The organism is Flavobacterium plantiphilum, from assembly GCF_046000495.1.
In the GTDB taxonomy this organism is placed as follows: domain Bacteria; phylum Bacteroidota; class Bacteroidia; order Flavobacteriales; family Flavobacteriaceae; genus Flavobacterium; species Flavobacterium plantiphilum.
Genome location: NZ_JBELQA010000006.1, coordinates 263,281 through 277,433, shown reverse-complemented (window position 1 = coordinate 277,433; position 14,153 = coordinate 263,281). Strand labels below are relative to the sequence as shown.

Below are 14,153 nucleotides of genomic sequence, written 5' to 3'. Positions count from 1 at the left end.
ATTTTTTCAAAAGTTAATAGGATTTGAAAGCTTGGAAGTCTTGTAAAACAAGAGAAAACAGAGAAATGGTCGATAAGTTATACAGTTTGGATTATAGCTTATACACTGCTTTTTTTTTAATATATAATATTGTAATGCTATTCCAGTCATTATGATAAAATTAATGATTAAAAATTATGAGTATTAAAATTATTAACCTGAAAAAAATAATTAAATGTAAAAAGGACTAAATTTCATTACCAATTTCGATTCACTAATTTAAACGTGAATTCTAATAAAAAAACTAATAACTAAATCAATTAATTAATAACGAAAAAAACAATTCATTATGAGAATAAATGTTTTGAATAAAACCGAATTATGGAACAGACTAAAACCGTCTTTGGTTTTATCTTTTCTGGTTTGTGTTTCTTCCCAGTCATTTGCTGTTAATAATGGGAAATTTAATCTGGTCGAAAAATTTTCTTTAAATACCGCTCAGCAACAAATTACAATTAAGGGAAAAGTACTATCTGCCGAGGATAATATGGGTATTCCGGGAGTGAATGTAAATATAAAAGGAGTAGCTGGCGGAGTGAGTACAGATATCGACGGTAATTATACTATCAGTGTGCCTTCATCAAATGCCGTTTTAGTATTTAGCGCTGTAGGTATGAAAAGCCAGGAAATTAAAGTTGGAAATCAAACAATCATGAATGTGACTATGGCTGCTGATGTTTCTACATTAAATGAGGTAGTAGTTGTAGGATATGGTACTCAGAAAAAAGCTACTTTAACTGGTGCTGTGGAAGTAGTAAGCTCTAAGGCTTTTGAAGATCGTGCTGTTACGAATGTAGGTTTAGCTCTGCAAGGACAAACGCCAGGGTTACTGGTTACCAGATCTTCCTCTAGACCAGGAAATGAAGGTATAAATTTTCAGATACGTGGTGCAACTTCAGTAAATGGAGGAGAGCCTTTAGTAGTTATTGATGGAGTTCCTGCAATTAATTTTTACTCATTCCAGAATATGAATGCAGATGACATCGAAAGTATTAGTGTACTGAAAGATGCTGCTGCGGGTATTTACGGTGCTAGAGCAGCTAATGGAGTTATTTTAGTAACTACTAAGAAGGGAAAAGGCAAGGTAAGAATTGATTATAGTAATAACATTCGTTTTACGGTAAATGGGATTACTGGATATTCAGCAACAGGAAGAGAGTATGCCTCTCTTTGGTTAGCCGCAAATAAGGAAGAGGCAATACCAAATTGGTGGGGTTGGGCTACTAAAGAGAATATGGAGAAAATGGCCGCTGGAGACGAAGGCATTTATACCACTCAATTTTGGGGGGATGTTTTTATAGGAAAAGGAAATCGAATCGATGAAATGTTTGCTCAACGCGTTTCGTATCAGCATAATTTAAGTATTTCTAATAATACTGACACTATGGGATATCGTTTGTCTCTTGCTTTTGCTGACAATCAGGGAAACTTAGCAACAGCTTATGATGGACAAAAGCAATACAACTTCCGCTTTAATTACGATTATAAACTGTCAGAAAGAGTAAAGTTAGAAACAGGAATTAGTTTTGTTAATGCCATTACTAGTGCACCTTCAGTAGGATTGGACGGTTCCCTTTATGCTCAAGACATGCCTTTCTTTCCAGCTAAAAATCCTTACGGACAATGGAATGCTAATTTTGGTAATGTAGGAAATAGAAATGCAGCTGCAGCTACTTCAGATGGGGGACGTTTTGACAAAAATTCTTTAACAGGCAGATTAGATATGAAAGCTACTGTGAATATTGTTAAAGGATTAAATTTTGAAGGTATAGCTTCTCTTCAAAATGAACAGTATAGAGATGAAAGATATGTAAATCCAGTGCAATTGTATGATTGGTATGGTAACAAATCAGTAGAGAACCTTTCCAGTACTGTACAAAGCGCTTCTAATGTAGGTTATAAAAGTAGTACTTACAATTCTTTGTATCAATATTATGAAGGAAGATTAAGGTACGATTTGACATTGAATAATCGTCATAATTTTGCTGCTATGGTAGGAATTAATGCAGAACATACGCAAGTAAATACTTTATCCGGTAGCCGTGCTTTTTTTACCGATCTGGGAATTTATGATTTGAATGCTGCTGATGCTACAGCAACCAGTTTAGGTAATGGAGGAGGTAAATTTCATAACGGACAATATGCTTATATTTCCAGATTACAATATAATTATGATGAAAAATATCTTGCTGAAGTAACAGGGCGTATTGATGGTTCTTCAAAATTTGCTCCAGGATATAAATTCAAAAATTTTGGATCAGCATTAGTAGGTTGGGTTTTTACTAAAGAAAAATTTTTAGAAGGTATTAGTTCAGTTGTAAATTTTGGAAAAATTAAAGCAACTTATGGAGTATCAGGAAATAATGTAGGTATTGGTAATTATGACTATATCTCGGCCATTAATAATGGTACAGTTATTTTAGGACTTCCTGCATCTTCGCAAGCATCTTCTTCTTTAGCAGCTAATGGATTAATAAGTAGAGATAGAGAATGGGAAAGAGTATCTCAAAAGAATATTGGTATTGAACTGGGTTTTTTAGATAGAAGACTTTCTGCGGCATTTGATTATTTTGTTAAAGACAATAAAGGAATGTTAGTAAATGTAGACTATCCATCAGTATTAGGTGGTGCAGCTCCTAGAACGAATAATGGAGAACTGAATGTTAAAGGATGGGAAGCAGTAATTACATGGAAAGACAGAATTAAAGATTTTTCATATAATGTGTCTTTCAATATAGGTGATACGCGTAGTCTTTTGAAAGATATGCAAGGAAGAGATAATTATACGCCAGGAAAAATTAGCAATGTAGTAGGATACCCATTAAATTCTTGGTTTTTGTATCAAACCGATGGCTATTTTAAAAATCAGGCTGAAGTAGATGCTTATTATGCGCAATATGCTGCAGGTGGAGCAGATTTATCTCCTGTGCCAGTAGGATCAGCTTCTGGTTTAAGACCAGGAGATACTAAGAGAATTGATTTGAATGGTGATGGCGTTATTACGGGAAATGGGGGTAATAACACTAATAATGCAAGTGATCTCAAGTACATGGGAGATGCTAATCCACATTATACATTCGGAATTAATTTAGGAGGAAACTATAAAGGATTTGATTTAAATGCTTTTTTTCAAGGAGTTGGTAAACAGCAAATTATGCGTTCCGGTTTTCTAGCCTATCCTTTTGCGGTACTTTCAACTAATCAACCTACTAGTTTTGAAGGACGAACTTGGACTGAAGAAAATCCGAATGCCGAATATCCTCGTTTGACAGTAAATTCAAATAGAGCCCGATGGAATTATGCAAACAATGATTTTATGTTAGAAAACAATGCTTATATCCGTTTGAAATCTTTGGTTATAGGATATACATTACCTAAAACTATTACAGATAAAATTAGATTAGAAAAAGTAAGATTTTATTTTTCAGGAAATGATTTATGGGAAACCTCTAAAATTAAAGATGGTTATGATCCTGAGATGGGAGAGACTACTCAAAATGTGGGTTATCCTTTTTACAGAACCCTGTCTTTTGGTATTAATGTAGGTTTATAAGCAAATTAATTTAATAGTAAAATAGAAATAATATGAAAAGATTTATATATATGACTTTGATAGGAGGGCTTTCATTAGGGCTTTTCTCATGTCAGGATGACTATTTGGATTTAGATCCTCAAGATCAATTTACAGATGTAGTTTATTTTAAAAAGCCATCTGATTTTAAAGCATATACAGGGGATTTTTACAGCCAATTGATGGGATGGAGATCACCTTATGGAGGTAATACAGTTTATAATAATATGGATTTTTCTTCTGATTTGTCTAATTATTTTAATTTTCAAGCGGATGTAGGTCGTGGTACAATACAAATAGTAAATGATGATAATCGCTGGAATAATCCATATTCATGGATTAGAAAAATCAATATACTATTGTCAAAAGTCGATTCCTATCCTGGTAACGTTAATGATATTGCACCTTATGTTTCAGAAGCCTATTTTTTTAGAGCAAATGCTTATTACAGCTTGTTAAAAACTTTTGGTGGTGTTCCTATTGTAACAGGAGTACTTGAGGTTAATTCACCAGAATTATTCGGACCACGTAATAGTCGTTATGAAGTGGTGGATTTAATTTTATCGGATCTAGATAATGCTATAGCGAATCTGCCAACAGAACAATCTATTCCTGGTGCAGATAAGGGACGTATTAGTAAATGGGCTGCCAAAGCCTTAAAAGCAGAGGTAGAATTGTACGAAGCGACTTGGCGAAAATACAATGGGACTTCAACTGATTTTGAAGGTTCTACAGGTCCTGCTTCAGATCAGATTGATACTTTTTTAACTGATGCTGTCAATCAATGTAAAGATATCATGGATAATGGAGGGTATGAGTTGTGGAATTATAACAGTAATACCTCTATTGCAAATCAGAGTTATTATTATTTATTCAACTTAGAAGATGCAGGAAGTAATCCTGGAGGATTTACCAAAGCGACTAACAAGGAATTTATTCTTTATGGTGTATATGATGTTGTTTTGAGAACAGGAAATCAAAATTTATCCCTAACATCTCAAAACTCAGGATCAAGCAGAAAAATGATGGATATGTTCTTGTGCACCGATGGTTTACCAGCTTCTAAATCTCCATTGTTTCAAGGATATCATGCAATAGGGGATGAATATAAAAATAGAGATTTGAGAATTTTAGGCTATATAGGCGTTACTCCTACTACAGCACCTATCACTAATGGAGTGGCGGGGTATGGAAATAGAAAATTTGTTTCGTATCAATATGGAATCTATAGAAATGCAAATCAAGAGTCACCTAATTATCCTATTATCCGGTTGGCAGAAGTGTATTTAATGTATGCAGAAGCTTTGTTTGAAAAAAATGGAACAATTTCAGATGCTGATTTAAATCTATCAATTAATAAAATTAGAGCAAGAGCAGGTGTTGCCAATTTAACTAATGCCTTGGTTGCAGCTAATAGTTTAGATATGTTAACTGAAATTAGAAGAGAAAGAACTTTAGAGTTGTATAAAGAAGGATTTCGGTATGATGATTTGAAACGTTGGGGTATAGCCGAAGCAGAGTTAAATCAATCTACTTGTGGTCAGGTAGTAGGTGATGCTTCTTACACTACAGCATACAGAGACGGAACAGGTGCTGCAACTGCTGCTTATAATCCGTCAGCTTATGTTTGGGGAGAAGAAATTGTTCAAACAGCTAAAGGACCTTTAAAATGTGTGGTTATCGACAGTAAACTAAACCGTAATTTTTCAAAGAAAAACTATTTATGGCCTTTACCTCAAAAACAAAGAGATTTAAATCCTGCTCTGAAACAAAACCCAGGCTATAACTAACAATATGAAATTGGCAAGTTTACTATTGGGTAAACTTGCCAATTCTAAAAAATATAATTATCCAACTTAATTTTTTTTAATTATGAAAATAGTATTAAAATTTAGCATCAAATTGATGATGTTAATTGGGACTCTGATTACTTTTACAGGTTGTCAGGAAGAAGATGCCAATTTTAAAATTTATGAGTATCCAGAGTTTTCAGTAACAGATTTCTCACCCGTAACTGCCAGACCTACACAAGAATTGACAATTAATGGTTCTAATTTTGGAACATTAAAACCAGCTGTAACTGTTTATTTTAATGGTATAGCTGTACCTCAGGCAAATATAGTGAGTGTTGTAGATGATAAAATTATTGTTACCGTTCCTGATAATACTCAAAGTACAGGTCAAATAACGGTAAAGGTTTGGAAATATACTAAACCATTATTATCAAGCGATTTTACTTTTATAACCGGAGGACAAGTTACTAGTGTTTCACCATTATTAGGTCTAGAGGGAGACTTAGTTACTATAGTTGGGAAGAATTTTGGAACCGTAAAAAATGATATAAAAGTAGCTTTTGGTGGAGTATATGGAGAAGTTATCTCCGTTACTGATACCCAAATTCAAGCAAAAATTCCAGTAGGCGGTATTACTGGTACTATGAATGTATATGTTGGTTTACAAAAAATTGATGCCGGATTTTTTCTTGTAGATGCTGAAAAGATAACAGCTACTATCATTGGTACGCCTGGATCTTGGAACAATAATGCTAATGCTACAATTGCTGCAGCATTTGATGGAAACACTTCAACGTTTGTTGATGGAGCGGCAGGGACAACTTACTATTTGGGATATGATTTTGGAGCAACTGTTAAGGCAAAACTAAAAGCAGTTCGTTTTTATCCTAGAGCAACTTTTGCTTCTCGAATGTTAAATGCTAAAATTTATGGTACAAATGATCCTACTAAGGTGGGAACTAATGGAGGAACTCTTTTAGCTACAATTTCAGTATTACCATTGTATGCATGGAATCAACTAGTAATTTCAGACACTTCAACTAGTTACCGTTACATTTATTATTTCAATGATACTGCTGGAAATGGTAATAATGTAGCTGAAATAGAATTTTATGGTAAAAAAGAATAGAATCTCTAGAATTTATCCAACCTATCAGGTTAATAAGGTAGGTTGGATTTTAATTAAATGAAAAATAGCATCATGATTTTTTTTAATTTTTATTAAAACTATAATGATATTAAGTCTTATGCGGTAGTAATTCTTTGGATGAAGATAATCCAAAAACACACCCGCCAGCTGTAGTACCTCCGCATTACTCCTATCCCAATTAACCGTAACAAGACATTTTACATCCACGGTTATTACATACTCAAGCCGATTTTAATCGGATAAAAAGTAGAGTGGATGCCAATACTGAACCGTTGATTTTACCAAATAGTCAGGATTTTTTAGAAAGACACAATGCTGCTTGTTTTTCTCATTATTGAGCTAATTGGGATATGTGATTGTACTTTAATTTATACTTTGAAATAATTTGATAATAGTAAGACTATTGGGTTTTAAAATAACTCAATAGTCTCATTTTAGTTAATTATTAACCGCGTTTTACCTTTAACAATATGCAAAAACAACTACTTTAATTACTATTTATTTTTTTAATGAATAGTATCATTGTCTTTTTTAATAGTTTTAAAATACTGACTAGATATTAAAATCTGTTTAAGAACAGACCACTTTTTAATTTATTTCAAGAACAAAGTATCAAGTCCATAAATTCTCTTTACTAGGGTATAAAAAGTAAAATATCTCTTATCTATTGTATTATTTTAAAAATATATAGAATTCACTATTAATAAACCACAAATTATAATTTTTTAAAACCATGAGAAAACTTAATCCAATTCTATTACTTGGAATTTTGTTGCTATTCTTTGGATTTAATCCATCCATAATAGCACAAAAGACATTTGTCCATCCAGGGATTCCTTTTACCCAATCTGATTTAGATCAGTTGAAAACAAATATATCCCAAGAGCCTTGGCTTTCGGGCTATAATGCTTTAAAAAATGATTATAGATCGCAGCTTTCTTACACAATGAGAGGTCCTTTTGCGACAGTAACCCGGGCACCGGATTTAAACAATGGTGCATGGAAAACAGATATGATTGCTATCCATAACTTAACTTTTATGTATGTTTTTACAGATGATGAAGCTTATGCCGCTAAAGCTACTCAAATTTTAGATGCTTGGGCTACTACAAATACTGTTTGGGGTGGTGGAGAGAACATGCTTGATATTGGAGATTATGCACCTTATTTTATAACAGCTGCTGATATTTTAAAGAGTACCTATCCCGGATGGACAGCTGCTAATACTACTCATGTTAATAATTATTTTGAAAATGTACTCTATCCGGCATCTTGGGTGCCAAATCCACTCAGGGATTGCAATAAAGGAGCTATCCAAATCCAAATTGCTTTAGGGATTGCAGCTTTTTTAGACGATGAAGTAAAGTGGAATCAAGCAATTGAATCATATAGAATGGAAGCGGGGGCAACTTTACGAAATAGTTTGCCATCGGGTCAATTAGGAGATACAGGCAGAGATGATCACTGGTTTGGACAGGCCTGGGCATTGGCTTGGGATGCTGAGGTTGCCTATAAACAAGGTGTGGATATGTTTGCTGAACTTGATAATCGTATGCTGGCTATAGGAGAGTTATACAATCATTATGCTATAGATCCCAGCGGATTAACGTTTACTCCTTATGGTGGTTATTCAGTGTATTGGACCAATGGCTGGGGAATAAGTACAGGATCCCGCAAACAACACCCATTCAATAACGTTATACAAGCTGCCTATTCACTACGTAAAGGAATTCCAACTCCGTATACAGATCAAATGCGAACATTAGTTGGTGAAGGTGCATGGTCATTTTTATACTTAAAATCATCGGATAATTCTACAGCGACCGCAATGACTCCAATTGTTTATCCATCTGAAAACGCTGTGCCAACAAATTACTTTAGTAATACTGACATTGGTGTTACTGGTATCAAAGGAAGTGTTACTTCTAATGCAGGAATTTGGACAGCAAAGGGGGCAGGTTCATCAGCAGCTAATTCCAATAACTTTACTTTTAAATCTATAAAAGGAGATGCTGCCATTATTGCTAAAATTGAAAATAATTCTATTAGTAATGCGGTGTCTGGATTAATGATTCGGGAGTCGCTGTCAACTAATTCAAAATATGTGTCGATTAATTTCAATCCATCAAATACTATAAATGTAAGTAGTTCAGGAGCTACGGCATCAAGTGGTGCTTACACACATTATAGTACCAGTTCATCTTGGTGGCTTAAATTAGAAAGAGTTGGAAACAGAGTATTTGTATATCATTCAGCAGATGGAAATATATGGACAAATATTGCTTTATCGATTATTTCACTTCCAACAGATGCTTATATAGGTTTTTATACAGCATCAAGAAATACTTCGGCTTTAAATACAGCTACATTTAGTAATGTGGCTCTCAATAATACTTATGCTGTGGGGTCTCCTGAAATAAATAGTGTGACCTCAGCAACAGCTACTTTAGAAACCTCTTTTAATTTTAATGTTACGGCTATTAATTCTCCCACTTCTTATGCTGCAACAGCTTTACCTAATGGGTTAAGTATTGATTCAACTACGGGTATTATTTCTGGAACACCTACTACTGTTGGTCAAAATATAGTCCTTTTAGAAGCAACAAATACTAGTGGAACTGGTAAAGCAGCACTTGTTATTAATGTTCTAAGTAATCAGACTCCAGTTGCTGTTAACAATTTATCGGTAAGTTCTGTTAATTCTATGATTAAACTTTCATGGACTGCCACTACTAATGCTACGAGCTATGTTGTCAAGCGTTCATTGACTTCAGGAGGTCCCTATACAAACATTCAAGCTGATATTACAGGTACTTCATTTATTGATCCATCACCAGCTTATGAGGTTAATAATTATTATGTAGTAACAGCTTGGATAGGTGAAAATGAAAGTACAATATCCAATGAAGTTTCTGGAGCAATTGCTCCTGCGGTTCCCTCTAATTTAGCTGCTGTAAATAATAATGGGAATGTTAATTTAACTTGGGATAGTGCTGATGGGGCATCAGTATACAATATCAAGCGTGCTACAACTAGCGGAGGTCCTTACACAGAAATTGCTTCTGTATCAATACCAGCCTATACGGATAATAATGTTACTAATGGTACTCCTTATTATTATGTAATTAGTTCAAAAGGAACTACTCTAGAAAGCGCAATTTCATCAGAGGTATTTGGTAACCCAGGGACAAGTAGCTTAATTTGGAATAATACTCCATCAACCAATACCTTTAATGTTCCAAATAATTGGGTAGAAAATGTTGTTCCTACAAGTCCAGCTATTTTGACTTTTAAGAATACGGAAACAAATGTGATAAACAATGATATAACAGCTTTAGATGTTTCAAGAATTATGTTTGCTGACGATGCTGTAAACTATAATATTGAAGGAAACAGTATCAACTTGAAAAGTGATTTAATCAATAATTCAGTCCAAAATCAAACACTAAGTTTACCTATTGTTATTGACAATCAGTTGAATGTAAATTCAAAAAACAGTAGTATTGAGCTTAATGGTGTGGTAAGCGGGACAGGTAGTTTACTTAAAACAGGTACTTCAGCGCTTATAATGTCAGGAACAAATACTTATTCTGGTAATACTATTATTCGTGGAACAAGAGGATATGTTTGGGGTTCTACAGATGGAATTCAAGTGTTAGGTATTGGAACTGGTGTATCTGGAGTTCCAACTTCAGGTCCTTTAGGTACTGGAAAGATTATATTAGAAGGAGGTGCTTTATATACTGGTTCAACTACAGCTGCAGCTACACTTTATAATGATATTGAAGTAACTGCAGGAAATTCAGGCTATTTTTATGAGCGTCAAGGGAATTTGAATTTGTATGGCAAACTTTTGGGTAATGGTACAATTTACAATGATGGCTCTGATAATTATGCTAATATTAGTCTTTATGCTAATAATAGTAGTTTCACTGGAACATTCATAACAAAATTACGTAGTGGAAATCATCGTATGGCATTTATGGTTCCTGAATCAGGAAGTGCTAATGCGGCTTGGCTTTTAGATGCTCAGGGTGCTGATTGTCATAGAATTATGTTTGGGTCAGGAGTACTGGAGTTTGGTTCTCTTGCAGGAAGGGGAGGAATTCGTTGTAATGTAGCGGGAACACCTGTTATTAGAATTGGAGCACTGAATACGAATACAAATTTTAGTGGTACAATAGCTAATGCTGCCGGAACATTGTCCGTAGAAAAAGTAGGAACAGGAATTTTAATTTTTTCTGGAAATAGCACTTTTGGCGGAGCAACTACAATATTAAATGGAACATTTTTGTTGAATAACAATGGTTCAACGGGTACTTACAACAGTCCCATTATTACTCAAAACGGAACATTTGGCGGAAACGGGAGAAGTACAAATTCTGTAACTATTGGAGCTAACACCATATTAGCACCTGGAATTGACGGAACAATCGGGACTTTCACAACAACAGGACTTGTTACACTTAATCCTAATGCTACTTATAAAGTTGATGTGAATAATTCAGCTGTTAGTTGTGACAAAGTAATTGCTGCTAATATTACATTAAATCAAGCCAATTTGGTGTTAAATAACCTTGTTGCAGGAGAGTTGCCTTTGGGAACAACATACACCATTTTAGAGAACTCTGGTTCTGATGATGTAGTAGGAATATTTAAGGATTTGCCAGAAATGACTTTGATAAGTATTAATGGATATGATTTTCGAATTACTTATAAAGGGGGTACTGGTAATGACATTCAATTATTGGATGATCGAATTGTGCCTGTTGTTATTACTAGTACTACTGAAGATATTACATTAATAGGGCAACCATTTAATTATACTATTACAGGAATTAAATCACCTAACAGTTTTACTGCTACGGGACTTCCTATGGGATTAAATATTGAAACAACTACTGGTGTGATTTCAGGAATTCCAACAGAGTCAGGTATTTTTTCTATTATTCTAACAGCTTCAAATGAGAACACTACTGCTACAGTTACCTTTAAGTTAACAGTACAAAGTACAACTGTAAATGGTGTTATTGTGGCGTCAGGGGATGCTAAAAATACTATAGAATGGAATCCTATTCAGGATTTTAGCTACAATATTAAACGTTCAACTACTTCGGGAGGACCTTACACTACTATTGGGACTACTGTAGGAACAGCATATACAGATACAGCTGTCAATAACGGCAGTATTTATTATTATGTAGTTTCTGCTGTTGATGCTATTGGAGAAAAACCAAATAGTACAGAAGTTCTTGCTACACCAAATTTAGGGCAAGTTTCCTATCTAAAATTTGATGAGCTAAGCGGTACAAAATGTATTGATAGTTGGGGAGCGAATCACGGAATATTGGCAAGTACTGCAAGTCGTAGTACAGGTAAATATGAAGAAGCACTTAAATTGGATGGTACTGCGAACTCTTATGCTACCCTTCCAACTGCTATAGTAAGTACATTGAATGATTTTACAATTTCGGCTTGGGTTAAAATGGATGCTTTGGCCAACTGGATGCGAGTATTTGACTTCGGGACAGGAACAGCAAAATATATGTTCTTATCAGTTCAAACAGGAAGTGCTGGTTCTATTCGTTATGCAATTAAAAATGGAGGTAGTGAGCAGGGAATTACTCATAATTTTACTACGCCGATTAATACATGGACACATTTTGCTGTAACTCAGTCAGGCAATACTTGTCGTTTATATATTAATGGAATTTCAGTAGCCAATAGCACTGGAATTACTATAAAACCTGCAACAATAGGAAGTACTAATCTAAATTATTTAGGTAAATCTCAATGGAATGATCCTATGTTTAAAGGAGCAATTGATGAATTTAAAATTTACAGCAGAGCATTAAGTGATTTAGAGATAGCTCAAAGCGCTAAATTAAATCAAACGATATCATTGGCTGCTGTTGCTCAAAAAGAGATGGGTGATGCTGATTATTCTCCCGCAATAGCTAGTTCAGGATTGACAGTAAATTATACAAGTTCTAATTCGGAAGTTGCTACAATTGTAAATGGTAAAATCCATATTGTAGGTACTGGAATTACCAGTGTAACTGCTTCTCAATCGGGAGATGAAACTTATAATCAGGCAGCCGATGTTAGTCAGACTTTAACAGTTACTGCTACTTTGAAAGTGAAATACCAAGATGGAGATAATAATTTGACAAACAATCAAATTAAACCTAATTTAACTATTTATAACGAAGGTGCTCTTGCTATACCTTATGATGAATTGACTCTTCGTTATTGGATAACTCCTGAAAATTACACGAGTATTAATACCTGGGTTGACTATGCTCAAATAGGCAATAGCAAAGTGAAAATGAAATATATAGCTTTACCTGAACCAAGAAACGGTGCTTTTGGTTATGTAGAGTATAGTTTTGAAACGACTGCCGGAAATTTATTAGCTGGCGATAATTCGGGTCAAATACAGTCCAGATTTGCTACTAATAATTGGTTTAATCAGAATGAAAATAATGATTATTCTTATTCTAATATTAATGGTTTTAATGAGCGTATTACAATGTATCGTAATGGACAATTAGTTTTGGGGATTGAGCCTGACGTTATACCTGCAGTAGTAAAACTAAAAGCATATACTGAAACAAAATCAAATGCTTCAACAAATACTATAAGTACCTATTTAAAAATTAATAACGAAGGTAATGTTCCGGTTGCTTATGGAGATTTAAAAGTGAGATACTGGTTTACCAAAGAAGGTACAGCGAATTTAAATTACTATTTAGATTATTCTGCTTTAGGTAATTCGAATATAGAATCTGGATTTGTTGTATTGAATCCTATTCAAAATGGGGCTAATACCTACTTAGAATTAGGATTGAAAGCCAGTTTGGGGACTTTTTATCCTTCAAGCAGTACAGCTAATATTCAATATAGAATTACCAAAACAGATTGGTCAAATTTTGATCAATCAGATGATTATTCATATAAAAATAACACAACAATGGCATTGAATGATAAAGTGACAATATATTATCAAGGTCAATTAATCTATGGAACAGAACCATTGATTACAACTAGTAGCAAAACTTCAACAGAAAAGCAATTAAAAGACATTACAATTGATAATAATGAAGAAAAAGCAGAAAGCGTTATGCTTTTTCCTAATCCTGTTATAGATATATTAAATGTAAAAGTGAATAAAATACATACGAATGCAAAACTTGACCTATATAATTTTTTAGGAATAAAGGTAAAAACACAAGCTTTGACTAATGTTTTAGGATATATGTCTTTACAAGGATTACCTTCAGGTTTATATTCATTGTATATTACAAATGGAAGTGACAGTATTGTGAAAAAGGTTATTAAAAAATAAATCAATTAATTTTAAAGCCGACTCTTGTCGGCTTTGTTATTTATAAAATAAATTAAAATCTTCATGCTTTAAAAAAATTATTGATTTTTAAGTGTTAAATAAAAATAGTCAATGATCTCGAGGGGTTTCGATTGTTTTTGGGTTATAATTTATAGTAAATGAATGATAAGTTATCTTTAAAAAGCCCTATTCTTAGTAATATTGAAAAAGTTTAGATCTGAACTTTCAGTCTTTCTAAACGTGTTAATGAGT

At 33.7% G+C, this 14,153-nt stretch carries 4 protein-coding genes; all 4 read left to right on the top strand.

The features are described from left to right. Positions 1-328 precede the first annotated feature (328 nt). The 4 genes from ABS764_RS12185 to ABS764_RS12170 all read left to right on the top strand — a co-directional run bounded on the left by ABS764_RS12185 (position 329) and on the right by ABS764_RS12170 (position 13,901). Positions 329-3,592, top strand: coding sequence for a SusC/RagA family TonB-linked outer membrane protein (locus ABS764_RS12185; protein ID WP_408082076.1), 3,264 nt, complete (start codon positions 329-331; stop codon positions 3,590-3,592). A 32-nt stretch (positions 3,593-3,624) separates the two neighbouring features. Further along, a complete protein-coding gene (locus ABS764_RS12180; protein WP_408082075.1) occupies positions 3,625-5,400 on the top strand; it encodes a RagB/SusD family nutrient uptake outer membrane protein in 1,776 nt (591 codons plus the stop codon). Positions 5,401-5,482: 82 nt separating this feature from the next. Then, on the top strand, positions 5,483-6,532 hold the full coding sequence (locus tag ABS764_RS12175) for an IPT/TIG domain-containing protein (RefSeq protein WP_408082074.1): 1,050 nt from the start codon (positions 5,483-5,485) through the stop codon (positions 6,530-6,532). Positions 6,533-7,286: 754 nt separating this feature from the next. Continuing rightward, positions 7,287-13,901 carry a cellulose binding domain-containing protein gene (locus ABS764_RS12170; protein WP_408082073.1) on the top strand — a complete coding sequence of 2,205 codons (6,615 nt, stop codon included), beginning with the start codon at positions 7,287-7,289 and terminating at the stop codon, positions 13,899-13,901. Positions 13,902-14,153: the final 252 nt, after the last annotated feature.